Source organism: Glutamicibacter sp. JL.03c (assembly GCF_025854375.1).
In the GTDB taxonomy this organism is placed as follows: domain Bacteria; phylum Actinomycetota; class Actinomycetes; order Actinomycetales; family Micrococcaceae; genus Glutamicibacter.
This window is the reverse complement of sequence record NZ_CP107575.1, coordinates 1,415,348-1,439,781: the sequence shown is the minus strand read 5'-3', so window position 1 is coordinate 1,439,781 and position 24,434 is coordinate 1,415,348. Positions and strand designations below refer to the sequence as shown.

25 protein-coding genes and 4 tRNA genes are annotated in these 24,434 nt (G+C 63.3%); 11 read left to right on the top strand and 18 right to left on the bottom strand.

Annotation, left to right across the window (positions count from 1 at the left end):
* Window positions 1-80: 80 nt before the first annotated feature.
* Complete coding sequence (locus OF385_RS06625) at window positions 81-542, top strand: hypothetical protein (protein ID WP_264277550.1); 462 nt, start codon at window positions 81-83, stop codon at window positions 540-542.
* A gap of 84 nt (window positions 543-626) precedes the next feature.
* On the opposite strand, the gene idi is transcribed toward OF385_RS06625, so the two are convergent.
* Genes idi through OF385_RS06585 form a run of 8 tightly spaced genes read right to left on the bottom strand, consistent with a single transcriptional unit; the run spans window position 627 to window position 6,868 of the window.
* The gene (gene idi / locus OF385_RS06620; protein ID WP_264277549.1) at window positions 627-1,142 is read right to left on the bottom strand and encodes an isopentenyl-diphosphate Delta-isomerase; all 516 of its coding nucleotides are present in this window, start codon (window positions 1,140-1,142) and stop codon (window positions 627-629) included.
* Between the two features lie 26 nt (window positions 1,143-1,168).
* A complete protein-coding gene (locus tag OF385_RS06615; protein WP_264277548.1) occupies window positions 1,169-2,032 on the bottom strand; it encodes a prenyltransferase in 864 nt (287 codons plus the stop codon).
* Entirely contained in the window at window positions 2,029-2,388 is a 360-nt protein-coding gene (locus OF385_RS06610) for a lycopene cyclase domain-containing protein (protein ID WP_264277547.1), read from the bottom strand. Before OF385_RS06610 ends, OF385_RS06615 begins: the two co-directional genes overlap by 4 nt.
* A complete protein-coding gene (locus OF385_RS06605; protein ID WP_264277546.1) occupies window positions 2,378-2,740 on the bottom strand; it encodes a lycopene cyclase domain-containing protein in 363 nt (120 codons plus the stop codon). Before OF385_RS06605 ends, OF385_RS06610 begins: the two co-directional genes overlap by 11 nt.
* Entirely contained in the window at window positions 2,737-4,329 is a 1,593-nt protein-coding gene (gene crtI / locus OF385_RS06600; protein WP_264277545.1) for a phytoene desaturase family protein, read from the bottom strand. The genes OF385_RS06605 and crtI overlap by 4 nt, the downstream gene beginning before the upstream one ends.
* The gene (locus OF385_RS06595; RefSeq protein WP_264277544.1) at window positions 4,326-5,267 is read right to left on the bottom strand and encodes a phytoene/squalene synthase family protein; all 942 of its coding nucleotides are present in this window, start codon (window positions 5,265-5,267) and stop codon (window positions 4,326-4,328) included. The genes crtI and OF385_RS06595 overlap by 4 nt, the downstream gene beginning before the upstream one ends.
* Window positions 5,264-6,373: a polyprenyl synthetase family protein gene (locus OF385_RS06590; RefSeq protein WP_264277543.1), complete on the bottom strand. Its 1,110-nt coding sequence runs from the start codon at window positions 6,371-6,373 to the stop codon at window positions 5,264-5,266. The genes OF385_RS06595 and OF385_RS06590 overlap by 4 nt, the downstream gene beginning before the upstream one ends.
* 3 nt (window positions 6,374-6,376) lie before the next feature.
* Window positions 6,377-6,868 carry a MarR family winged helix-turn-helix transcriptional regulator gene (locus OF385_RS06585; protein ID WP_264277542.1) on the bottom strand — a complete coding sequence of 164 codons (492 nt, stop codon included), beginning with the start codon at window positions 6,866-6,868 and terminating at the stop codon, window positions 6,377-6,379.
* 112 nt (window positions 6,869-6,980) lie between these two features.
* Between OF385_RS06585 and OF385_RS06580 the strand changes: the two genes are divergently transcribed.
* Window positions 6,981-7,826, top strand: coding sequence for a TspO/MBR family protein (locus OF385_RS06580; protein WP_264277541.1), 846 nt, complete (start codon window positions 6,981-6,983; stop codon window positions 7,824-7,826).
* Window positions 7,823-9,289, top strand: a complete 1,467-nt coding sequence (locus tag OF385_RS06575) for an SDR family oxidoreductase (RefSeq protein ID WP_264277870.1) — start codon at window positions 7,823-7,825, stop codon at window positions 9,287-9,289. The genes OF385_RS06580 and OF385_RS06575 overlap by 4 nt, the downstream gene beginning before the upstream one ends.
* A 12-nt stretch (window positions 9,290-9,301) precedes the next feature.
* Here the strand turns inward: OF385_RS06575 and OF385_RS06570 are convergent, their stop codons facing one another.
* The 6 genes from OF385_RS06570 to OF385_RS06545 all read right to left on the bottom strand — a co-directional run bounded on the left by OF385_RS06570 (window position 9,302) and on the right by OF385_RS06545 (window position 11,392).
* On the bottom strand, window positions 9,302-9,859 hold the full coding sequence (locus tag OF385_RS06570) for a MarR family winged helix-turn-helix transcriptional regulator (protein ID WP_264277540.1): 558 nt from the start codon (window positions 9,857-9,859) through the stop codon (window positions 9,302-9,304).
* Window positions 9,860-9,997: 138 nt separating this feature from the next.
* Window positions 9,998-10,082, bottom strand: a tRNA-Leu gene (locus OF385_RS06565).
* 91 nt (window positions 10,083-10,173) lie between these two features.
* The gene (bcp, locus tag OF385_RS06560) at window positions 10,174-10,665 is read right to left on the bottom strand and encodes a thioredoxin-dependent thiol peroxidase (protein WP_264277539.1); all 492 of its coding nucleotides are present in this window, start codon (window positions 10,663-10,665) and stop codon (window positions 10,174-10,176) included.
* Between the two features lie 66 nt (window positions 10,666-10,731).
* Window positions 10,732-10,804: transfer RNA gene (locus tag OF385_RS06555), tRNA-Lys, on the bottom strand.
* Between the two features lie 389 nt (window positions 10,805-11,193).
* Window positions 11,194-11,269 (bottom strand) — tRNA-Lys (locus OF385_RS06550).
* A gap of 47 nt (window positions 11,270-11,316) precedes the next feature.
* A tRNA-Lys gene (locus OF385_RS06545) sits at window positions 11,317-11,392 on the bottom strand.
* Window positions 11,393-11,566: 174 nt separating this feature from the next.
* Between OF385_RS06545 and OF385_RS06540 the strand changes: the two genes are divergently transcribed.
* The 8 genes from OF385_RS06540 (at window position 11,567) to OF385_RS06505 (ending at window position 22,335) form a co-directional block, all read left to right on the top strand.
* Entirely contained in the window at window positions 11,567-12,499 is a 933-nt protein-coding gene (locus tag OF385_RS06540; RefSeq protein ID WP_264277538.1) for a 2-hydroxyacid dehydrogenase, read from the top strand.
* 151 nt (window positions 12,500-12,650) lie between these two features.
* Window positions 12,651-14,495 (top strand): ABC transporter substrate-binding protein, encoded by a 1,845-nt coding sequence (locus tag OF385_RS06535; protein WP_264277537.1) that lies wholly within the window; start codon window positions 12,651-12,653, stop codon window positions 14,493-14,495.
* Between the two features lie 78 nt (window positions 14,496-14,573).
* Window positions 14,574-16,064: a malate:quinone oxidoreductase gene (locus tag OF385_RS06530; protein WP_264277536.1), complete on the top strand. Its 1,491-nt coding sequence runs from the start codon at window positions 14,574-14,576 to the stop codon at window positions 16,062-16,064.
* 209 nt (window positions 16,065-16,273) lie between these two features.
* On the top strand, window positions 16,274-17,305 hold the full coding sequence (gene mgrA, locus OF385_RS06525) for an L-glyceraldehyde 3-phosphate reductase (protein ID WP_264277535.1): 1,032 nt from the start codon (window positions 16,274-16,276) through the stop codon (window positions 17,303-17,305).
* Window positions 17,306-17,504: 199 nt separating this feature from the next.
* Window positions 17,505-20,852 carry an efflux RND transporter permease subunit gene (locus tag OF385_RS06520; RefSeq protein WP_264277534.1) on the top strand — a complete coding sequence of 1,116 codons (3,348 nt, stop codon included), beginning with the start codon at window positions 17,505-17,507 and terminating at the stop codon, window positions 20,850-20,852.
* A 162-nt stretch (window positions 20,853-21,014) separates the two neighbouring features.
* Window positions 21,015-21,455, top strand: a complete 441-nt coding sequence (locus OF385_RS06515) for a MarR family winged helix-turn-helix transcriptional regulator (protein WP_264277533.1) — start codon at window positions 21,015-21,017, stop codon at window positions 21,453-21,455.
* 45 nt (window positions 21,456-21,500) lie between these two features.
* Window positions 21,501-21,920 carry an organic hydroperoxide resistance protein gene (locus OF385_RS06510; RefSeq protein ID WP_264277532.1) on the top strand — a complete coding sequence of 140 codons (420 nt, stop codon included), beginning with the start codon at window positions 21,501-21,503 and terminating at the stop codon, window positions 21,918-21,920.
* Entirely contained in the window at window positions 21,913-22,335 is a 423-nt protein-coding gene (locus OF385_RS06505; protein ID WP_264277531.1) for a DoxX family membrane protein, read from the top strand. The genes OF385_RS06510 and OF385_RS06505 overlap by 8 nt, the downstream gene beginning before the upstream one ends.
* 91 nt (window positions 22,336-22,426) lie before the next feature.
* On the opposite strand, the gene OF385_RS06500 is transcribed toward OF385_RS06505, so the two are convergent.
* From OF385_RS06500 to OF385_RS06485, 4 genes are all read right to left on the bottom strand, one after another.
* On the bottom strand, window positions 22,427-23,041 hold the full coding sequence (locus OF385_RS06500; RefSeq protein WP_264277530.1) for a DUF305 domain-containing protein: 615 nt from the start codon (window positions 23,039-23,041) through the stop codon (window positions 22,427-22,429).
* A gap of 90 nt (window positions 23,042-23,131) precedes the next feature.
* Entirely contained in the window at window positions 23,132-23,572 is a 441-nt protein-coding gene (locus OF385_RS06495) for a DUF6153 family protein (protein WP_264277529.1), read from the bottom strand.
* Between the two features lie 65 nt (window positions 23,573-23,637).
* Window positions 23,638-24,153 (bottom strand): hypothetical protein, encoded by a 516-nt coding sequence (locus tag OF385_RS06490; protein ID WP_264277528.1) that lies wholly within the window; start codon window positions 24,151-24,153, stop codon window positions 23,638-23,640.
* A 30-nt stretch (window positions 24,154-24,183) separates the two neighbouring features.
* On the bottom strand, window positions 24,184-24,432 hold the full coding sequence (locus OF385_RS06485) for a hypothetical protein (RefSeq protein ID WP_264277527.1): 249 nt from the start codon (window positions 24,430-24,432) through the stop codon (window positions 24,184-24,186).
* Between the last annotated feature and the right edge of the window lie 2 nt (window positions 24,433-24,434).

The following is a 24,434-nucleotide window of genomic DNA, read 5'->3' as shown; positions in this document are numbered from 1 at the left end:
ACCTATGACGCGACCGTGACACATTTCGGCAAATGTTCCGACTGATCAATTTGTCCGGACTTATCGGTAGAGTATGGGTCATGGACAACCGCCCAGACGAAAATCCAGCCGAGCAGGTCAAGGCCCGTCTCCACGAGGCCTTCGACTCGCAGATCCCCAATTACGCCAGCTACAACCTTGTCGCGGGCACCGGCATTGCCGGTTCTGGAGGGCTGAAGGTCATTGGATACCGGCGCCAGCCCGCAGAACTGATCATTGCCCCGGTCAATGCCAACGATCTGCGTGCGTCGGAAAATGCCATCAATATCAACAACACGAATGTGAACCAGCTCGCCGAGCTCAGCGATGGCGGCTATGAGGTAGCCACCTCCACCGGCCGGGTCTTCCGCTTCAACATCCCGGACAGGCCGAGCATCGATTACCACATCGATGATGCCGTGACCGTCGGCGCGCAGATCGACCAGGAATCCGATGCCCGGGATTTCGCGGATTTCATGGACCACTTCATGAACACCATCGAGGGCACCGAGAATTTCGTATAGCCGCTGGCCTGAGATCCCAGCTGGCAATGGCCACCGGTGGATGCCCCAGGGCATCGGCCGGTGGCCATTGCCACAGCGCTAGCCTCAACTGCGGTAGAGCTCCATGTCATTGGCCTGCATGACCAGCCACGGGCTGAAAGCCCAGGGTGTTGCCCGCGCTGATTGGGCCAGGGCCCCGGGCTCCACCCAGCAGTAATCCATGACTTCCTCCGGATTCGCGGCGATCTCCCCTGCCGCGATCGCCGTGAAGACCGGGCAGATTTCGTTCTCCACGATGCCCGAGGCATCCACGGCCCGGTAGCGGAAGTCCGGAAGCGCCATCCGCACCTCCCGGACCTCCAGGCCCAGCTCCCCCTGCGCGTGGCGCGCCAGGGCACGCTCCAGGTCCTCCCCCGGCTGCGGATGCCCGCAAAAGGAATTGGTCCATACTCCCGGCCAGGTCAGCTTTCCCAGCGCCCGGCGGGTGGCCAGCACCTGCCCGGCATCGTTGATCACATGGCAGGAGAAAGCCTGGTGCAAGGGGGTATTCGTGCTATGCACCGTCTGCTTGGACTGCGTGCCGATGGGCTGGCCATCGGCGGAAAGCAAGATGACATCCATTCTTTGCCTCTACTTCTTGATCGTGGTTAGCCCGTGAACACGGCGGTGGATATGAGCAGCATGGTCAGCAGGAATCCGCACAGGTAGTTAATCCACAAGAATCTCTTCCACGCCCGGTTAACCGTACCCGACGAGGCATCGTCCACGCCCACATGCGGGAGCACATTGAGCACATAGGGCACGGCCAGCAGGCCAGCCAGCCGCGGCAGGCCAGACACGCCGAAAAAGATCATGGCTCCGGCCAGCACATAGGCGCCAAGCACCAGGAACACCGTGGGGCGCGCACCCAGGGATGCCGCGATGGACCCGAGCTTCGCTGAGCGATCAGGGATGATGTCCTGCACCGCGCCCAAGGCATGGCTGGCCACGCCCCACAGCAGGAACGCGCCGAAAACCATCCACTGGGTCCGGTGCACGGGAGCACCGGCCAGGATCCACCCGTAGACCGCCGGGGAGACAAAGTGCACGGCGCTGGTCAGCGAATCCAGCACGGCCCGCTCCTTGAACCGCAGGACCGGGAGGCTGTAGGCCAGCACGGCGGCCATCGAGCCCGCCAGCACCGCATTGGCTGCCAGGTCGCCGGCCAGCACCAGCACGGCCAGGAACGGTGCGGCCAGCACCAGGCAGGCCAGCAGGATCATGCGATGGCTCTGCCGGGCCAGCAGCGCGCCTTCGATGCCGCCCTTGCGCGGGTTGCGCAAATCGGACTCGTAGTCGAAGACGTCATTGACCCCGTACATCACCAGGTTGTAGGGGAACAAGAAAAAGAGGCTGCCCACGATGAGCATCGCATCGAGCCCGCCGCCGGCCAGAAGATAGGCGGCGGTGAAGGGATAGGCGGTATTCACCCACGACACCGGCCGGGAGGTGGCCAGAATGGCGCGAATCATGGTTGCGGGGTCCTTCCGGTTGGCTTGGCAGAACGCTGGCTGGCTGCGCGGCGGCGCTCCAGCGGCTCGGTGAGCCACCAGAGCCCCGGAACCAGGAGCACCGCGCAGGCGGCGTAGAAGAAATCCTCGATCGGCGCCAAGCCCACCCGGACCCCGGACAGCGCGTGGCTTCCATAGTCGAACAGGCCCGCGGCAATCATCAGGTTGTCGAAGAGAGCGGTGAGCAGCAGCATCAGGCCCATGGCCAGCAGCATGGGCCGCGCCACGGTGCGCAGCCGCCGTCGGCTGGCCAGCAGGCCCGCCAGGAACACGAGGCTGGCCGCGGCGAGGAACCACAGGCTCATTTCAAGAAACATTGCCCGGCTCCTTGGGATCGGTGCGGCCGCCGCGGCCGGGGCGCGGACTTCGGGCGCCGAGCCGGTGCGTGCCGGCCACGGCGATCATCGAGCAATAGCAGAGGAAAACCAGGAAGAACACCTCTTCCAGTGGGAATTGCTCGCCCACCATGATCCCGGTCATCAGCCCGGATTCCTTGTGCACGAAAATCCCGCGTTCGATGGCCATCACATCCCAGAGCACGAAGAACCCGGTGCCCGCGGCCAAGCACAGCAGCGCCCGCAGCGGCGCAGCGAAGACGAAGAGCGTGAACCGGGCATCGAGCAATGCCATGCAGGCCAGTAGGAAAAGCAGGATGCCCAGGTAGATCATGCCCCCGCCTTCCCTTCAGAGCCGGCCAGCGGCTGCTCGCCCAGCGGGCCCGGGCCGGCCAGGCCCAGCACCGCCTTGGCCGCCAGCTCCCCGCTGATCAAGCACATGGGCACGCCGATGCCCGGGCGCACGGTGCTGCCGGCATAGTGCAGTCCCGAGACCTTGGTGCTGCGATTGCCCGGGCGCAGCATGGCGCTTTGGCCCAGCGTGTGGGCCAGCCCGAGGGCCCCGCCGCGGTAGGCCCCGTACTGCTGTTCGAAATCGGCGGGCCCGATGCTCTGGCGCACCACGATGCGCTCGCGCAGGTCCGGGATCCCGGCCCAGGCGGCGAGCTGGTCGATGGCCGCGTCGGCCACCTGCTCCACCATGCTCTCCCCGCTGCCGTCGGCACCGCCATGGCCCCATTCAGGGGCGGCCGGGGCGGGGACGAGGATGAACAGGTTCTCGCAGCCCTCCGGCGCGACGCCGGGATCCGTGGCGCTGGGCTTGCACACGTAGATGCTGGTTTCCCCCTGCAGGGCGCGCCCCTGGCGGATGCGCGCGAAATTATCGGCCCAATCACCGGTGAACAGCAGGTTGTGGTGCCGCAATTCCGGCAGTTCCCCGGTGACGCCCAGGCACACCAGGACCGCGCTGGGCCCCGGGTCCCGGCGCGCGAAGCTGCGCGCCGTATGGGTTCGCAGGCGTTCGGGGAGCAGCCGGCGATCAAGATGCTGCGCATCCGCCGCGGCGATGACATGCTGGGCCGGGGTCCGATGGCGTTGGCCGTGCGCATCGATCCATTCCACCGCGGTGACCGCGGCCTGGCCCCGGGAGCTGGTCTCGATGGCGGTGGCCGTGGCGCCCAATCTGATGTCCGCCCCGTGCTGCGCCGCCAGATCGGCCATGGCATCCGCCAGCGCGGCGAACCCGCCCATCGGGTACTTGACGCCGTCGGCCAAATCCAGGTGGCTCATCAGCTGGTACAGCGCCGGGGTGCGCTCCGGGCTGGACCCGAGGAACACGGCCGGATAGCCCAGGATCTGGCGCAGTTCCGTGCTCTGGAAGCGCCGCGCGAGGTACTTCTCCAAGCTCGATCCCAGCAGCGGCGCCAGCTGCGGGAGCCGGCGCAGGATCGCGGGCTTGAGCAGTGATCCCGGCGAGCTGAAATCGTCGTACAAGAAGTGCTGGAGGGCCAGTTCATAGCCTTCGCGCGCGGTGCGCAGGTACTCGTCCAGGGCCGGCGCGCTGCCGGGTTCCAGGGTCTCGAACAGCTCGCGGACCGTGGTGCCGGTGCCCACGTCCACCGGTGCCTGCCGCCCCTGGAAAAAGGTGCGGTAGCCGATGGGCAAGGGGCGCAGATCCAGTTGCTCGCTGGCGCTGGTTCCCATCAGGGAGAACCAGTGCTCGAAGACCTCCGGCATGAGGTACCACGACGGGCCGGTGTCGAATCGGAAGCCGCCGCGCTCGAGGCGTCCCGAGCGGCCCCCGACATGGTTGTGCTGCTCCAGCAACGTGACCTTGCATCCCCGGGCGGCGAGCAGCCCTGCGCTGGCCAGTCCGGAGAATCCGGCGCCGATGACCACGACGTCCTGCGGTGCGCCGCTCATTTGCCGCCCCCTGCCTGCGTCTTGGCTTCCCTGGGTCCTGTCCAGGGCACGAGCACCCGGGCGGCGATCAGCGCCTTGCGGCCGGTGGAGACCGAGATGCGGGTGCGCAGCAGCTCCTGCGCGGGGGCCGCGGCCAGTTGGCGGTTCAGCTCCCGGAAGAGGTCATGGGCCAGGCGGACGGCACGGGCTGCCGGCGGAGCCAGCAGTTCCAGCCCGGAACGCGCGGTGGCCAGGTCGGCGTCGATCTGCTGGACCAGCAGGGCCTTGTCCGCCTCGCCGAAGTCCCGCGCATCGATGCCCGGGAAGTAGGCGCGGCCCAGATCCAGGCTGTCCTGGGCCAGATCGCGCAGGAAGTTGACCTTCTGGAAAGCCGCTCCGAGGCTGCGGGCCGAGCGCTGGGCCTGTTCCACCTGCTCCGGGCGCAGCTCGGGGGCCGAGTCGATGGCGCGGAAGACCTGCAGGCACATCAGCCCGATGACTTCGGCCGACCCGTAGATGTAGTGCTCCAGGCTGTGCGCGTCGTGGGTTGATGTCGTCAGGTCCGCCCGCATGGAGCAGAAGAAGGGGGTGGTCAGCTCGGTGCCGATGCCGGTGGCCCGGGCGGAGAGCGCGAAGGCATGCACCACCATGTTGGTGCTGTAGCCGCGCTGCATCGCGCGCCGGGTTTCGGCTTCCAGGTCATCGAGGCAGGCCGCGATGTCCCCGGCGTCCAGGCCGGCCTGCTGCGCCACCCCGTCCACGATTTCATCGGCGAGCCGCACCAGGGCGTAGATGTTGGCGATATGCGTGGCGCTGGCGGCATCCAACAGCCGGCAGGCCAGCGAGAAGGAGGTGGAGTACTGCTCGAGCAGCACCTTGGCGCTGCGCTGGGCGGTCAGCGAGTACCGCTGCAATGCCGGGGCTTGCGGGGCGATGCCCCGGGGCTTGATCAGGTTCATCGGCTTCGATTCAGAATCAGGTGGCTGCAGGTGCGAAGGAGCGCCTGGGCCTCATCGGGCAGATCGAGGAAGGCCACCGAGCCGGTGGCCCGCGCGCACAATTGCTCGGCCAGCTGCCGGGCGAAGCGCTCGGCCCCCTGGGCCGTCAATTCCTCGCGGATTTGCTGGGCTGGAATGCGGCCGGACCGGAACTCGGCCAACAGCGCCGCGAACTCGGGCTGCTCGGCGGCCAGCGCCAGCAAGATGGTGCTCTTGAATTCACGCAGGTCCGATTCCACCGACTTCCCGGTGCGCATCGGATCCCCGAAGGTGCCCAGCACATCGTCGATGACCTGGTAGGCCACGCCGAGCTGGCACCCCACGGTGCCCAGGTCATCGGCCTGCGAGCTGGAAGCCCCGGCCAGCAGCGCCCCGGCCTGCAGCGGCAGCTGGAAGGAGTAGGCCGCGGTCTTCAACTGCTCCATGCGCAGCACTTCGCTGGTGGTCGCCGGCGTGGCGCCCAGGGAGAAGAGCAGGTCCTCGAGTTCGCCGGCCCCTGCCTGCTCGATGCCCTGGAAGAAGGCCTGCTCCACCGCGGCTTCCGCGTCGGTTCCCGCGGCGGCCCTGATGGCGTGCTTGATGGCCTCATTGATCAGCAGGTCCCCGGCGATGATCGCCACCGAGTTCCCGGCATGCTCGGCCTCGGCCAGGCTCCGCCCGGCCGCCGTCGCCCGATCCCGGTAGCGGGCCGAGATGGTCGGTTCGGAGCGGCGCACGAAGTCCCTGTCCACCACGTCGTCGTGGATCAGCAGGGCGGTGTGCAGCAGCTCGAAGGCGCACCCCAGGTCAATGGCCCGCGTTTCGTTGCGGCCGCCGAAAGCGCGGTAGCCGAGCATGACCAGGGCCGGGCGCATCATCTTTCCGGTGGCCAGGCCGCCGGAGATTTCCGCCCAGAGCTCGGCGGCGGTCCGCGAGTAGGCGGCTGCCCGCGCTTGCGCCTGCGCCCCGATCTGTGCCAGGCGCCGGCTGATGGCCGCGCGGGTGGGGTCGTCGATGAGCCGGGCCTCGGCGCTGTTCGGCTGGGTGTCGGCTCGTTGGCCGCGATGGCTTCGTGTGTGCGTGGTCATTGGTCACTGCTCCGGGGGCGTGGTGAGGGTGGATGTGGGGGCTGCGGGCGCCGTCGCGCCGGTGGCGTCCAGCTCCCGATGGATCTGCGCGAGCAGCTGGCCCAGCGCGAGGCGGGTCGGCTCATCGAGCTGGGAGTAGAACCGGTGCAGGCCGCGCAGGAGCACCATCGAGGCGCCGGCATTCCCGGGGAATGCGCGGCCCGGGCGCACCAGTGTCCGGCGTCGATCCGATCCGTGGTGCTCGCGCTGGACCATCTGCCGGGCCTCGAGGCGATCGAGCACCGAGGTGATCCCGGCCGAGGAAAGCCCCAGTTCCCGGGCGAGTTCGCCGGGGCTGGGCGTTTGCCGGGAGCGCAGGAGGTTGACGGCCCGCAGATCTGTATCGTTCAGGTTGAGGCTGGAACGAAAACGCACTTCACTCTGTGCATAGGCACGCTGCAGGCCCAGGAGCACCCGGAACAAATCCGAGGTTCGAAGCGGTGGTGTGTGGCGCATGATCACTTATCTCGAAAGGTTGATATTTAGCTTATCTAGATACATCATGGTTTAACTATCTCGTTTTGTCGACCCGGATTTGGAAATCTTTGAAGAACCTGTGGAGGACCCCGTGAATCGATCGCCTGACCCCGCACTATCGCCCGGCGCCCAGCGCATCGGCGATCCGCTATGGACCACCCCGTTGCTCACCGCCCTGTCCTTGCTCATTGCCATCGCCGTATCCTTCATCGGCAGCGGCGCCTTCGGCGGAACCCCGGTCCAGCAAGTTGCCGGCGGCTACCTGAGCGCCGATGCGACCCTGCTGGCCCCGGCTGGGCCCGCCTTCTCCATCTGGAGCGTGGTCTACACCGGGCTTGCCGTCTATGGCGTCTACCAGCTCACCGCCCCGGGACGGCGCTCCGGCTGGGGCGCGAAACTCAGGGTTCCGGCGATGATCTCGGCCCTGCTCAACGCCGCCTGGATTTCCGTGGTCCAGCTGGGTTGGCTCGGCTTCAGCGTGATCGTCATTTTCGCGCTCGTCGCCGTCCTTGCCTGGATGATCCGCCTCATGGCCTCCGGAACCCCGGGCTCACGCACCGAGTACTGGGTGATCTGGCTGACCTTCGGGCTCTACCTCGGGTGGGTCTGCGTGGCCAGCATCGCGAACGTGGCCGCCTGGCTGCTCTCGCTGGGTGTCGGCGAAGGTGCTCGGTGGGCCCCCGCGGCGGCCGTAGCGCTGCTGGTGATTGCCGCGCTGGTGGCCCTGGCCATCAGCTACTACGCCGGCAATGCCTTCGCCGCCTTGGCCATCAGCTGGGGCCTGGCCTGGATCGGCGTGAGCCGGCTGGCCGGGAGCAACCCCTCGGAGATCGTTGGCTATGCCTCGCTGGGCTGCGCGCTGGCCGCGTTGCTCGGCTCGCTGCTGATTGCGTGGCGGCGCAGAACCGCGGCCCGTACCGGCGGGAGAATTCCATGAGCCTGATCGCCGTCACCGGAGCCACCGGATACATCGGCGGGCGGCTGGTCCCCCGACTCCTGCGCAACGGGCATCAGGTGCGGGTCTTCACCCGGGACGCACAGCGCCTTCGCGACATTCCGTGGCACGACGAGGTCGAGATCATCGAAGGCGATCTGGAAGACGCCGAGGCGGTCAACCGGTTGTGCCGCGGCGTCGCGCTGGTCTACTACCTGGTTCATTCCATGTCCGGCACGCGCAATTTTGCCGAGCAGGAAAAGAGCTGCGCCGCCATCATGGCCCGGGCCGCGAAGCAGCAGGGCGTGGAGCAGGTGGTGTACCTCTCGGGTCTGCACCCGCAAGGGCAGCTGAGCGAGCATCTGGCATCGCGCGTGGCCGTGGGGAAGATCCTGGCCTCGTCGGTGGACACCCTGGTGCTCCAAGCAGGACTGGTGATCGGGTCGGGATCCGCCAGCTTCGAGATGATCCGGCATTTGAGCGACGTGCTGCCGGTGATGCCGGCTCCGCGCTGGGTCACCAATCAGGTCCAGCCCATCGCCGTGCGCGACGCGCTGCACTACCTGGTCTGCGCCGCGCAGCTGAAGGAGCCGGTGCAGGGCGTCTACGATATCGGCGGCCCGAAGGCCTACAGCTATGCGCAACTGATGAAGATCTACGCCCGCTGCGCAGGCCTGCGCGAACCCTCGGTGTGGGCCCTGCCCCTGCTGACGCCGCGGCTGGCCTCGCACTGGGTGAACCTGGTCACCCCGCTGCCGCGCACCCTGGCCTCGGCTCTGGTGCAATCCCTGCAGCACGACTGCGTCATGGGCTCCCGCGAGATCGACACGCTGATTCCCCCGCCGGCGGAAGGCTTGTGCGACTACCCCAGGGCGGTGGAGCTGGCGCTGGAGAAAATCGAGGCGGACGCGGTGGAGACCACGTGGGCCACGGCCCATCCGCTGTCGTCACCAGCCGAGCCCTTGCCGTCCGACCCGCAATGGGCCGGGCGCAAGAGCTACAGCGACGTCCGCCGGGCCACCACGACGGCCAGCGCGCCGGAGTTGTTCCAGGTGGTACAGCGACTCGGCGGGGACTCCCCCTATTTCGCCTTTCCCACGCTGTGGAAGTTGCGCGGGCTGCTGGACAAGCTCGCCGGAGGCGTGGGCTCACGCCGCACGCGGCGCTCCAAGAGCACCTTGGCCCTGGGCGATGTGCTGGACTGGTGGCGCGTGGAAGCCCTCCAGCAGGACCGGCTGCTGCGATTGCGGGCTGAAATGCGCGTGCCTGGCCAGGCGTGGCTGGAGTATCGGCTGAGCCCCCAAGAGAACGGGGAGACCGAGCTGGTCCAACGCGCCGTGTATTTCCCACGCGGACTGTGGGGACGATGCTACTGGTGGGCCGTGTATCCCTTCCACGGGATCATCTTCCCGGCCACCATCAAGAATATCGTGACGGCCGCCGAACACGATAACCAGCAGGTGTAGGCCAAAGGCCTGCTACTGCCCCTGCTCCGCGGCCTGCTCCAGGCTCACCTCCAGTGCATCAGAGGTCGCCGAGAGAAAGCGGATCACGATCTCGCGCTCCTCAGCGGTCATGGAGCGGGCGACTTGGAATCGTTGGGCATGGTGCCGTCCCACTTGCTCGCGCGCGGCCAGGTGCGTCTGCTCGGTGACTTCGATGCATTGCGAACGCCGGTCGGTGGGATGCTGGCTTCGCCTGACATGGCCGTTGGCTTCAAGCCGGTCGACCATCTTGGTCACCGAGGCACTGGATATCCCCAGGTACTCGCGCAGGTCCGACGGGGTCAGCACCTTGCCCGTGTTCTTTGCGGCAATCATCTGCCGCAACGCGCGCATATCCGTCTCATTGAGTTTCATGAAACGTTGCGAACTGCGCATGATCTTGCGCTCGATTTGCCTCATGCGCCCCATTTCAGCCATGATCCGTTCGATCTGCTCGAGATCCGAGGCGCTGATGTTCCGGCGATCAATCAGGATCTGCTGCGGGTCAGATTCCGCCAGCCCGTAGGTGGTAGGCAAACGCTCTTCGGCCATGACGTTTCTCCCTTGCCGCGACGTGGAGCAGCGGTCGCCGCCGCTGACTGACTGCGTATTTCGATACTACGCCCGCGGACAAGCCGCGAGGCATGCAAAAACCCTGCGATCCAGCAACTGGGACCGCAGGGTTTTCTCTGGTGCGAGTAGAGAGACTTGAACTCTCACGTCCGAAGACACTGGAACCTAAATCCAGCGCGTCTACCAATTCCGCCATACTCGCTCGCGCTACACCGAGAACCATGGATCTCGAAGGCGACCTCATTTAGTGTAGCGGAAGTTCAGCCCGAGATGAAATCGAGCCTCGCCCTTGCCTATTTCGGATCAAGGCCCAAGTCACGGCGCAACTTCGCCACGTGCCCGGTGGCCCGGACGTTGTACTGCGCCAGGCTCACCATGCCCTCCTCGTCAACAACGATCGTTGACCGGATCAGCCCCTCGTACACGCGGCCATAGTTCTTCTTCTCGCCCCATGCGCCATAGGCTTCAGCCACGGCATGATCCTCATCCGAAAGCAGCGGGAAGTTCAGCTCTTCATTGGCCACGAACTTTTCCAGCTTCGAGACCTTGTCCGGGGAAACCCCCAGTACCTGGTAGCCCGAGGCCTGCAGCGATGCCAGCGAGTCGCGGAAATCGCAGGCCTGCTTGGTGCACCCTGGAGTTGCGGCGGCGGGGTAGAAATAGACAATGACCTTCTGCCCGCGATAATCGGCCAGCGCTACGGAATTGCCGGCGGCGTCGCTCAAGTTGAATTCAGGTGCCCGGTCGCCGGTGGACAGGCGTGCGGTTGCTTCGGAAGTACTCATCGGTGAACCTCTTCTCATCGCGGTATGCAAAAAATCCGACCTGAAGCCTTCAGATCGGATCAACTGTGCGCCCCCCGGGACTTGAACCCGGAACCTAATGATTAAGAGTCATTTGCTCTGCCAATTGAGCTAGAGGCGCATATCGCTCTGACTAGTTCGTTTTCACTAACCATCGTTGCAACGTAGATAATCATAAGCAGAAACAGGTTCAAATCAAAAATCGCCACCATTCGCCGAGAAAACCGAAAAACCACAGGTCGGACGGCACTTGGGGCCTTCTATTGCAGCGTTGAGTAATCCGCGACACATAAAATGTTATTCAACTCGGCCCTGGGCCTGCGAACCTAAAGGGGATTGCCCTGGGCTGTGCACCTCGAATCCTGCCAATTGGGACGTCGCAATGAGCGGTGGAGGCGGATTCCCCCGGCGGCTGCCGCCATGGCCCCGCGATGCCGGAAATGGCTACGGGCAGAAATGAAGCAAGGTCCGAATCGCTACCAGAAATGGCGGCAATTCGAACCTTGATTTTGGTGCGCCCCCCGGGACTTGAACCCGGAACCTAATGATTAAGAGTCATTTGCTCTGCCAATTGAGCTAGAGGCGCATATTCATTTTTGTGAACACGCATTTCGATGGTATCGATCAACATGTTGGTGCGCCCCCCGGGACTTGAACCCGGAACCTAATGATTAAGAGTCATTTGCTCTGCCAATTGAGCTAGAGGCGCCCGCTGCGATGTTCTAGAAGCTTTTTCGAGCTCCGCGCTTTCGCAACGAGATAAAACTCTACCAGCTTTATCCCCCAGCGCAAATTCGATAGCCCCGGATCCGCGGTGACCTTCATTACAGGATATGACTAGGAGTTACTTCTCCACTATTGACGGCATTTGTAGAGTAAATCCATGAGCACCCAACGAACCATCTCATTTCCCAGCCAAGACCTTATTGACGCAATCGGAGCTTTTCCCGAGAACCTCAAACCTGTGCTGTGGGACTTGGAGAATGAGCCCCAGGTACCGCTAGAAGACATCGAGATCGCGGTGATGCCCTATATGGCGACGGCCGACACCCTGCGCTCCATCGGCACGGCGGAGAATCTGAAGGTGGTCCAGACTCAGACCACTGGCTACGACGGCATGGTGGAACTCATCGGAGATCGTGCCAATATCAATACCGCTGCCGGCGTCCACGCCGCGTCCACCGCGGAGATGGCCATCGGCCTGGCCATCGCCTCGCTGCGCGGTTTCCCCCAAGCGGTCCGCGATCAGCAGGACGGCCGCTGGAATCCGCACCCGTGGCCCGGTTTGGCCGACCGGACCGTGGGGCTGGTGGGCGTTGGCGGCATCGGTGATGAGATCCGCAAGAGGCTGGAACCCTTCGAGGTCAACCTTCTGCGCTTTGGGTCCGCGGCGCGCACCGATGACCATGGGCCTGTCTACGCAACCGGCGATCTGGCTGCCCATGCACCAGGGATCGACGTATTGATACTCATCGTTCCGCTCAACGATTCCACCCATCAGCTAGTTGATGCCTCGCTGCTGGCCCGGCTCCCCGATGGCGCTACCGTGGTCAACGTCGCACGCGGCCCCGTGGTGGACACCGAAGCACTTGTGGCCGAAGTCGCTTCCGGACGCCTGAATGTCGCCTCGGATGTCTTCGACCCCGAACCGCTACCGCAAGACCACCCGTTGTGGAAATGCCCGAATGCACTGATCATTCCGCACAACGGCGGCAATACTGCTGCCTTCTTCCCACGCATGGTCAAGTTGCTGCAGCGCCAGGTCGCTGCTTGGGCAGCCGGTGAAGCTGGTGAGAATCTCGTGCACCGCAGCTAACGATTCGGTGACAAGTGCTGGCACCGGGAGTTTCAGCCCCCGAGGCCAGCACTTTGGTGCGCTATCTTTGATAAATACCGTTGCGCCATCATCGATTCCCGTGGTGCGCGGAACTGAAAACTGCTTGCTATAAGGAAGATGAGCCATCCCAGTGCCCGATTTGCCACTAAGTTTCGTATCTCGACGCGCAGTGCTGACCGGTACTTTAGCGACAACCGCGCTGGCCTTGGCCGCCTGCACCGCCAACCCTGAATCACAGGCTTCATCTGCCGTTCCGGCTTCTGCATCGGCCAAGCCCGCCCCGCGTACCTTGCGACTGGCAGCCTCCGCTCCCCCCATCAAATTGGATCCAGCCATCGTCGCGGACAATGAATCCTTCCGCGTGACCCGCCAGGTCTACGAGACGCTGATCGACATTGATCCGGATACCGGTGGCGCGGTAGCCGGGTTGGCCGATTCGTGGACCGAAAGCAATGACGGCCTGAGCTACACCTTCACGCTGCGCCAAGGCGTCAAGTTCCACGATGGCACCGAGCTCAACGCCCAGGCAGTCGTCGCGAACTTCAAGCGCTGGGAGTCAATGACCAAGGCCCTCAGCGAGCAGTCGGCGCAAGGCTTCTTCGATGTTTTCCACTACTACAGCAACATGCCCTCCCTGCCCAAGGCCAAGGATCTCGAGCTGCCGGCCAAGGAGAAGGAGAATGCAACGCCCGAAGAGCTCGCCAGCGAGCAACAGCGCCTCCAGCAGCTGGCGGATCTGCAGAAGCAGTTCACCACCGATCTCTTCGAGGGGACGTCCGAAGGCGGCTCCGCCAGCCATTTCAAGTCCATCACGGCAACGGATACCTATGTCGTCACGCTGGATCTGCGTCGCCGGCTGCCGGGGCTCATTGAAGCCCTGACACTTCCGGGAATGGCCATTGCCGCGCCGAGCGCACTGACCGGCGGGCCAAAGGAGAATCCGGCGGAATCACTGGCTGCCAAGCCCATGGGCACTGGACCGTACCGGTTCGTATCCCTGGACAACGATGTTGTCCGGCTGGAGATCTTCGCCGACTACTGGGACCAGCAGCGCCTCACCGACAACAAGCAATACCCTGAAGTGGTTCTGATTTCCTCGATCCCTTCCCCCTATAACAGGGAGGGCGCGCTGCTGGCCGATGAAATCGACGGCTTTGACATGGTGTCCGTCGACACCATGCGCACCTTGGTGCGCAATGCCAAGGTCGTGGTGCAGCGTGATCCTTTCTCCGTGCTCTATCTCGGCATGGACCAGCGCAATCAATGGCTTGCCCAGCCAGAGTTCCGCCAAGCCATCGCCCACGGGATCAACCGCAGCGCGCTGGCCGACAAGCTGTTCATCCAGGGATCCAAATACGCGGCAACGATCCTGCCGCCGGCCTTGAGCATTCCGACCCCCGAAGACACCGCCACCCATGATCCGGCAAAGGCCAGGGAATTGCTGGACAAGATCGGCTACAAGGGCGAGGAAATCGAGTTCGCCTACCCATTGCGCGTCTCCCGCAACTACTTGCCGTTGCCGGAACGGACCTTTGCGCAAATTGCGGAGGACCTCGCCACGGTGGGCATCCGGATCAAGCCGCGGCCCATCGCCTGGACCGACGGCTACGTCAAGACCGTCCAATCCAGCAAGTTCAACGGCCTGCACCTGCTGGGCTTCTCCGGCGGCTATCGATCAGCCGATGACTTCCTTTCGGGCATCCTGGCGAATAAAGGCAATGAGTTCGGCTACAAGTCCGCGTTACTTGACTCACAAATCATGCTGGCCCGTTCGATCCCATCGGGTGAAGAACGCACGGCGGCCTACGCGAGCATCCTGAAAACCCTGGATGAGGACTTGCCCCTGTTGCCACTGGTCTTTCCGATCTCTGCACTGGCATTTAACGGAAATGTCACCTTCTATCCGCCATCTCCAATGCTCAATGAATGCTTCGCCGATGTCCAGATGACGAATTCGCCATCCATCTCAAGTTAATGACCCTTAACCGAGTTGAGGATTTCTAACCCGAGGGTGGTTAGGTCTACTCTGGGATAGAGCAAAGTATCACTGTCGATGGAGTTCCTTGTGCCTTCTGAAACGTCAACCGAATCTTTTGACGTAGTACTAATCGGTGCCGGCATCATGAGTGCCACCCTGGGCACTATGATCAACCAGCTAGAACCAACCTGGTCTATTGGTCTATTTGAGAACCTGGACAAGGCAGGGCTGGAATCCTCCTCCCCTTGGAACAACGCAGGTACCGGCCACTCGGCCCTGTGCGAGTTGAACTACACCGCTGCTGCTGCTGACGGTTCGGTTGATCCGGCCAAGGCCATTGGGATCAATGAGCAGTTCCAGATGTCCCGCCAGTTCTACTCCTGGGCAGTGGACAACAAGCGCGTTGCTGACAACAGCTTCATCAACCCGCTGCCCCACATGTCGTTCGTCATCGGCGATGAGCACTCCAAGTACCTGCAGACCCGCTACGAGGCACTCAAGCCCAATACGCTGTTCGAGGAACTGGAAATCACCAACGACCTGGACACCATCAACGAGTGGACTCCACTGGTGGCCCAGGGTCGCGACGCATCCCAGAAGGTCGCCGCTTCGCGCGTCACCTCCGGCACCGACGTCGACTTCGGCCGCCTCACCGCGGATCTGACCAACTCCCTTGGCGCCGCTGGCGCATCCGTGAACTACGGCCACAAGGTTCAGAACCTCAAGCGCTCCGGCGCCGGCTGGGAACTGACCGTCAAGGACAAGGCTTCCGGCTCGGTCAAGAACGTCAAGGCAAAGTTCGTCTTCGTTGGCGCCGGTGGCGGCGCGCTGCCACTTCTGCAGAAGTCTGGCATCGAGGAAATCAAGGGCTTCGGCGGCTTCCCGGTCTCCGGGCAGTTCCTGCGCTGCACCGATGAAACTGTCGTCAACCAGCACAACGCCAAGGTGTACGGCCAGGCTTCGGTCGGCGCTCCTCCAATGTCGGTTCCACACCTGGATACCCGCTTTGTTGACGGCAAGCGTTCGCTGATGTTCGGCCCCTACGCTGGCTTCTCGATGAACTTCCTGAAGTCCACCGGCCAGCTGGACCTGCCACTCTCGTTGCGTCCGCATAACCTGATCCCGATGCTCGCAGTGGGCAAGGACAACTTGGACTTGACCACCTACCTGATCAAGGAAGTGCTCAAGTCCCGCGCCAAGAAGGACGAGGCACTGACCGAATACTTCCCAGGTGCCGATGGCTCCCAGTGGGAGCTGATCACCGCTGGCCAGCGCGTGCAGGTCATCAAGAAGGACGCCAAGAAGGGCGGTGTGCTCCAGTTCGGCACCGAGGTCATCACTTCTTCGGACGGCTCCATCTCCGGCCTGCTCGGCGCTTCGCCAGGCGCTTCGACCGCCACCCCGATCATGGTTGGCCTGCTCTCGCGCTGCTTCCCCCAGCAGTTCGCAGGCTGGGAGTCGAAGCTGAAGGACATGATTCCTTCCTACGGCCAGAAGCTGAACGAGAACCCGGCGCTCTACGCAGAGGTCAAGGCAGCAACCGATAAGACCCTGGGACTGGCCTAGTCCCCCACGGCCAAGAGCCGCTCGCCGAATGGCGGGCGGCTCTTGGCCGTTAATCGCCCAGGCGGAGCAGCGCACCGGCACGCCGGAAATGATTTCTTGGAATGCCAGCGACTCACTTCACAATAAAAGAGTCCCAGATCACTTTTACCGGTATCCTCAAAAATGCTGTCCGGCACAGACCGCGCCGGACACATTGCTGAAAGGTATCCATGACTTACTCCGCAGCTGCGAACCGCTACGAATCCATGCCATACCGCCGCGTTGGACGAAGCGGCCTCAAGCTCCCGGTCATCTCACTAGGACTGTGGCATAACTTCGGCGATGACAAGCGCTTCGACGAACAGAACGCCATCCTGCGCCGCGCCTTCGACCTCGGCGTCACGCATTTCGATCTGGCCAACAACTACGGTCCTCCTGATGGCACCGCGGAAACCAACTTCGGCCGGCACCTTGCCCAGGACTTCAAGCCGTACCGCGATGAACTGGTCATCTCTTCCAAGGCCGGACACCGTATGTGGCCTGGCCCGTACGGCGATGGCGGTTCGCGCAAATACCTGCTCTCCAGCCTTGACCAGTCGCTGGAGCGCATGGGCCTGGACTACGTGGACATCTTCTACAGCCACCGCCCGGACCCGGACACCCCGCTGGAAGAGACCATGGGCGCGCTGGACCAAGCGGTGCGCTCCGGACGAGCCCTGTACGCCGGCATTTCTTCCTACTCGCCCGGGCAGACACTTGAAGCTGCCCGGATCCTCAAGGAACTGGGTACGCCGCTGCTGATCCACCAGCCCAGCTATTCCATGTTCAACCGGTGGACCGAAGCTGGCGAGCCAAATCTCTTCCAGGCTCTGGAACAAGCGGGCGCCGGATCGATTGCGTTCTCCCCACTGGCCCAGGGCCTGCTCACCAACCGGTACCTGAACGGAATCCCGGAAAACTCCCGGGCAACCAAGGGCCGCTTCCTCTCGGAATCCTCGATTACCGAACCGATCCTGGAACGCATCCGTGGACTGAACGCTATTGCAGCGCAGCGCGGCCAGTCCTTGGCGCAAATGGCGATCTCCTGGTTGCTGCGCGACCAATCGGTCGGCACCCCGGTGACCTCCGCACTGGTGGGCGCTTCAAGCGTCAAGCAGCTGGAGGACTCGTTGGCAGCCGTGGACAACCTGGAATTCTCCGCGGAGGAATTGGCAGCGATCGATGCCTTCGCAGCCGAGCCCGGAGGCAACGTCCGAGCATAATCGCCGCCGGGCGGCGCATCACCCCGCGTCCCTCAAACCCCCTGAGCGCCACCGCGCCCAGGGGGTTTTGCCATCTTCATACTCCTCTCGGATGATCTTTGCCGATATGCCTCCAGAACGGACAGTTGCGCTTGAACAACCACATAGAATTAAGATCAAGCCCACTTCCGTACTGCGACTTAGCTAGGACTACACCCGCATGCATCGCTTGGCCATCCTGTCCTTGAAGAACCGGGCGCTCATCGCGCTGGTGACCATCTTCGCCGCCGTCTTCGGCGTGATTTCCATGGGATCACTGAAACAGGAACTGATCCCTTCGCTGGAGTTCCCGCAGATCTCGGTCATGGCCACGCAGGCCGGCGCCAGCCCGGAGGTGATCGACGAACAGGTCGCCGCCCCGCTGGAAACCGCCCTGCAGGCGGTGGAAGGCCTCGAATCCTCCAGCGCCACCTCGCAGGCAGGCTTCACGCGCATCGCGCTGACCTTCGAATACGGCACCGACATGGATCGCGCCCGCGCCCAGGTTGAGCGCGCCATCTCCAACGCGAAGCAGCAGCTGCCCGACGATGTCGAGCCCACCGCCCTGGCCGGCTCGATCGCTGATCTTCCGGTGCTGATGCTGGCCGTTTCCTCGGACGAGTCCCTCGAGGCGCTCAATGACGATGTCGAGCGCATTGCACTGCCAAAGCTGCAGAAGATCGACGGCGTGCGCGAAGCCTCGGTCTCCGGCGGTGCTTCCCAGCACATTGCGGTGATTCCGAAGAACGACGAGATGACCCGTGCCGGGTTGAGCGTGAATGATCTGAAGGACGGCATCGAAAATGCCGGCTCTCCGATCCCGGTGGGCACCATGGATGCGGACGGCCTTGAGCTCCCGGTGATCGCCGGGTCCACCCCCGATAGCCTCGACGCCATCAAGGACATCCCGCTGGTCACCGACAATGGCCCGGCGCTGCTCAAGGATGTCGCCGACGTCTCGGTCAAGGCCGATGAAGCCACCAGCGTCACCCGCACCAATGGCGAGGAAACGCTGTCCATCTCGGTCACCAAGACACCTGATGGCGATACCGTCGCCATCTCGCATGCCGTGGCGGCCATGGTTGCCGACCTCGAGTCCGAATTGGGCCACAAGGCCACCATGACCACGATCTTCGACCAGGCGCCATTCATCGAGGACTCGATCAGCCACCTGGCGGTCGAAGGCGCGCTCGGCTTGGGCTTCGCGGTCATCATCATCCTGGTCTTCCTCTTCTCGGTGCGCTCCACGCTGGTCACCGCCATCTCGATCCCGCTCTCCCTGATGGCCACCTTCATCGGCATGAATGTCTTCGGCTACACGTTGAACATGCTGACCCTCGGGGCCTTGACCATCTCCATTGGCCGCGTGGTCGATGACTCGATCGTGGTCATCGAGAACATCAAGCGGCATCTGGCCTTTGGCGAGTCCAAGGCGCAATCCATCCTCCTGGCAGTGCGGGAGGTCGCCGGAGCTATTACCGCCGCGACCCTGACCACCGTCGCGGTCTTCCTGCCCATCGCCATGGTGGGCGGCATGGCCGGCGAGCTGTTCAGCCCGTTCGCGCTGACCATGACCATTGCCCTGCTTGCTTCCCTGCTGGTCTCGCTCACCATCGTTCCGGTGCTCGCCTACTGGTTCCTGCCGCACCGCCCGGGCAGCGACAAAGCGCGAACCGTCCACGTTGCCGAGGACAAGTCCTGGATGCAGCGCACCTACCTGCCGGTGCTCAAGTCCACCCAGAAGCATCCGGTGATCACCCTGCTCGCCTCAGTGCTCATCCTTGCCGGCACGGTGGCAATGACCCCGCTGCTCAACACCAACCTGCTGGGTTCCACCGGCGAGAACTCGATCACCGTGACCGCGAAAATGCCTTCGGGCACCGCCTTGGATACCACCGTGGCCGAAGCGGGCAAGATCGAAGAGAAGCTGCGCGATATCGACGGTATCCAAGACGTGCAGATGACGGTGGGCACCGCCAGCGGCATGGCGGCCATGTTCGCCTCGGGCTCGGATACCGCCAGCTTCACCGCCATCACCAATCCTGATGCGGATCAGGAAGAGCTGGCCAATTCGGTGCGCGAGCAGGTGCAGGGCCTGGATCTGTCCAAGGACATGGCCGTCACCTTCGGCTCGAACTCCTCGGCCATGACTTCCAGCGATGTCACCATCGAGATCAAGGCTCCTGATGAGGCGATCCTTCGCGATGCCACGCAGAAGATGCGCGAGTCCTTGAAGGACACTGCGCACATCACCGGGATCACCGATAACCTCTCGGCAGAACGCGAACAGGTCTCCATCGATATCGATGCGGACAAGGCCGCCGCGGCCGGGCTGACCGAAACCCAGCTGGCCGGGATGGTGGCTGGCCAGGTCTCCCCGGTTCCGGCGGGCACGCTGCGCCTGGACTACACGGATCTGACCGTGCAGATCGGCGAGGGGCTGAAGCTCGATAGCTTGCAGAAGCTGCGCGAGCTGAAGATTCCAACGGCTGCCGGTGTCCAGGAACTGCAGGACTTGGCCAAGGTCGACCGCGCCAAGGTCGTTCAGCAGGTCACGACCTCTAATGGCGAACGGATCGCAACGGTGACGCTGACACCGGAAGAGAACATGCTGGGCAAGGTTTCCTCCGAGGTCACCAAGACCCTGGAGTCCGTTGACCTCCCAGAGGGCGCGAGCGCCGAAATCGGTGGCGCCGCCACCGAACAGGCCGAGTCCTTCAACCAGCTCTACCTGGCGCTGCTGGCTGCCATTGCCATTGTCTACGTGATCATGGTGGCGACCTTCAAGTCGCTGGTCCAGCCGCTGGTCCTTTTGGTCTCCATTCCCTTCGCCGCCACCGGCGCCATCGGACTGCTGCTGATCTCGGGCATCCCCTTGGGCTTGCCATCGCTGATTGGCATGCTGATGCTGGTGGGCATCGTGGTCACCAACGCGATTGTGCTCATCGACCTGATCAACCAGTATCGTGTGGCCACGCCAGAGCGCGAGGCCATGAGCCTGGATGATGCGATCATGCAAGGTGCCCGACAGCGCTTGCGCCCGATCCTGATGACGGCGCTGGCCACGATCTTCGCGTTGATCCCGATGGGCCTGGGGCTCACCGGCCAGTCCGGGTTCATTTCCCAGCCGCTGGCTGTTGTGGTGATTGGCGGCTTGGTCTCTTCGACCCTGCTGACCCTGATCCTGGTTCCGGTGCTCTACCGCCTGGTCGAGTCGCGCAAGGAAAAGCGCGCCCTGCGCCGGGCCAACCGCAAGCACTCGGCCCAGCGCGACACCGACGCGGCAGAGCTGGCCGTGGCCATGGATTCGGCCAGCGCCAAGATCACCGCGACCGCCAACGATCCAGCGTCCAAGAGCGATGCATCCAAGGTGCAGGAATCGACGCGGCCGGAACCGGCTCCGAACGGCAAGCCGGGCGCCCAGGTGGTCCACCCGTTGACCGGACAGATTCCCGCCACGCGCAAGGAGCGGCGTGCGATTGAAGAAATGATCAATAAGCCGGCGAAGGATTCTTCCGAAGAATCCTGACCGGCAAGCCGAATCGGGGCGGAGACCCAAGCAGGGTTTCCGCCCCGATTGGCCTATACGGTAACGGTATTCCCCCGCTCGGCTCCCTGGCCCGATCACCGGTGAACTAGATCACTGCAAATTTAAGTTGTACACAATTGAATTGCGTGCAATGATTATGTCATGGCGATAGTTGATGAGATGGTGTGCTTCTCCCTGTACTCGGCAAGCCGGGCAACCAACAGGGCCTACGCGGAGCTTTTGGCACCCTGGCAGCTGACCTATACCCAGTACCTGGTGCTGGTCGTGCTGTGGAATGAAGGCTCAAAGCCAGTGCGGGAAATCGGCGACATCCTCCAGCTTGATTCCGGGACTCTCTCCCCGCTGCTGCGGCGCTTGGAAAGCAAAGACTACATCCAGCGGCAACGCAGCGAATTCGACACCCGGGTAGTGAAGGCGGTCCTCACCCAGCAGGGAACCGAGCTGCGCCATGACCTGGCACATATCCCAGAACAGATCGCCTGCGGCACGGGACTGCCTGATATCGAAAGCGCCAAAGCGCTGGTGAATTCACTGCATCGCATCACCGAAACGATGCAGACCCTCCCGCTAGCGGACCGCTAGATCCCAACGGCCCCAATGAACGTCCACCCTCAGAAAGGCAGAACAATGGAAACCTTGTACACCGCAGAAGCACTGTCCACCGGCCAGGGTCGCGAAGGCCGCGCCCAGACTCCGGACGGACGCCTTGATCTGGTCCTCACCGCCCCTCAGGAATTGGGCGGCAGCGGTATCGGCACCAACCCGGAACAGCTCTTTGCCGCCGGATACTCGGCCTGCTTCCATTCGGCACTGAACACCGTGGCCCGAGCCCGCAAGATCAAGGTCGAGGACTCCAGCGTCGGAGGACGCGTCAGCCTGCACCGTGAAGGCGAAGGCTACAAGCTCTCGGTTGAACTCGAAGTCGTCATTCCAGGCATGGACCACGACGCAGCCCAGGAGCTCGCCGACGCAGCCCACGCCGTCTGCCCATACTCGAATGCCACCCGCGGAAACATCGACGTGACTGTCACCGTTTCCGATGACTAATCAGCTCAGCAAGCCGCGTCATGCAGCGCGCCTCGCGTTGGGCGCATTCCTGGCCTACGCCGGCATCAGCCATCTGAGCTTTGCCCGCGAAGAGTTCCAGGCGCAGGTTCCGCCGGGCCTTCCGCTGGATCCGGATCTGGTGGTCATCGTCTCGGGTGTGGCCGAGGTGGGGCTTGGCGTCTCCCTGCTGGCCTTGCTGAAGAAACGCGTGCACGTCGGCTGGATCGTTGCCTTGTTCTTCGTGGCTGTGTTCCCCGGCAACATCGCCCAGCTGCTGGAGCACCGGGATGCCTTTGGACTCGACACCGACGGCAAGCGACTAGCCCGGCTCTTCTTCCAGCCGGTGCTCATCGCCCTGGCCCTGTGGGCCACCGGCGCATGGCGCGACCGGGACCAGCTTCGGGCCCGAAGCTAGGGACGACAGCGGGATTTCAAGGGTGCGGGGCGGGTTCCAGGTGGAACCAGCCCCACACCCCTGATCGTTCCCCGGTGATCCAGCGCCCCGGCTAGAGCGTGCCCAGCAGATCCTTCATCGCCTGGATTTCCTGGGACTGGGATTCAACAATATTCTTGGACAATTCGATGGCCTCGGGGAACGAGCCATCGGCAATCTCGGTCTCGGCCATCTCAATCGCGCCTTCGTGATGCGCGATCATCTGCTCCAGGAACAGTTTTGCCGCCTTGGGACCGGTGGACTCCTTCAACGAGGTGATGTCCTCTTGCGAAATCATTCCCTCGCCGTGATCCATTTGCCCGTGGTCCATGCCTTCTGGCATATCCCATCCGGACAGCCAGCTCTCCATCAGCTCGATTTCCGGGGTTTGCGCCGATTTGATCTGTTCTGCCAACTTCCTGACCTCGCCCGGGATCTGCTCCTTCCCCAGCAGGTCCGTGGACATCTCCAGGGCCTGTTCATGGTGCGCTTTCATGCCGCTGGCAAAACTCGCGTCTGCCGCATTGGCCTCACCGGCAGCCGATGCCGACGATGATGACATCTGATGTTCCGAACCGTGGGATTCGAACGTGGCCGGGGCATTCTGGGCTTGATCTGCTGCGCATGAGGTCAGCGCGACGAGGGTGCTCAGCGCCAGGGCGCCAAAGCCTAAGGTCTTGTGCTTCATGGAATTCTCCTGTGGTACGTGAAAGATTAGAGTGCCGTTCGAAGGGGGCACAAAAAATGTCAGGCAAGCGACAATGCGCGAGCCTGCTCGTCACGTTCGACAAATCCCCAAGGCCGTCAGATCCGGTCTGGACAGCGGGAACCGCGGGCGGCAAAGCGTCAAGACCTCCGGCCTCATCGCCATCTTCTTGGCAAGTGCGAGAATTCCCGGCGGCCGCAAGAGCAGCAGCAAAGCCAGCAATGCGAGGACGCATCCAGCAGCCGACATTTCATGATCCATCGGGCAGTCTGAACACCCGTGGCCCTCGTCGCCGCCAGCCGGCGCCATATCGGAATCATGAGCCGAAGAATGAGCGATCATTCCCTGCCCGGACGAGCTCATCGGGGCGGCCGACGGCATCGCTGGAGCCACCAAGACATGCATCGAGAGCAATCCCATAAATACGGCGCCAACGAGCAACGCCAAATGCAACCAGGCCAAGGCAGGAACCGGCCTCTGGCCCGGTTGCATCGCATTGCCCTTGCTACCCATACCCACAACCATATCGAAATTAGATCCCCATAGCGGGCCAGAATTCCTGTGCAAACGGTATGCGCCTAGGCGTCGCGCTTTTTCAAGGCCACCGTCCCAGCACCCAGCAGCGCAGCACTCCACGCTACAAGAATCACGAACGCCATCGCTGGCCCATAAGGTTCGCTGGCGCCTGTGGCCATGAATGTTGCAGCATTGGTCGGCAGGTACTGGATCAGCGTCTGCACCCAGTCCATGGGTATCAGCTGGAGGATTTGCGGCAGGCCAAGCACGAGCGCAATGAGCGAGACAATGGTTCCGGCCGAATTCCGGCACAGCAGTCCCAGCCCAAGCACCATCAGATTCAGCAGCGCCAAATAGGTTCCTGCCCCCAGGGAAGCCGAGAACAGATCCGCCAAGGCAAATTGTCCGTACTGCCCGGCGCTCAAGGCAGTGGGAATCGTGGCCACCGGAATCAGCATCAGGCCGGTGGCCAGGCCGAGTACGCCCAGGACCAAAGCCTTGGAGCCCACCATGATTCCGCGACGCGGCACCGCCTGCAAGGTGCTGATGATGGCGCCGCTGGAGTACTCGCCGGTCATGTGCAGTGCCGCTGCCGCGGCAAAAAATAGCTACCCGAACTGCAGCGTGGCAAAAACCAGCAATGGCGCGGGCATCGCGGTGTCGAAGCCGTTATTACCGCTGGCCTTCGCGCTGGCGCCCAGCAACCAGCCCAGCGCAATTGTGGCGAGGAGGCCTGCTGCGTACAATCCGGTGAGAGAACGCGAGCCGCGGAACTTCGTGACTTCGGCTCGCGTCGCAGCAAGCAACGGGCCAACGCTGGATAACTGGCGCTCCGGATGAAGATCTAGTGTTTTCATGG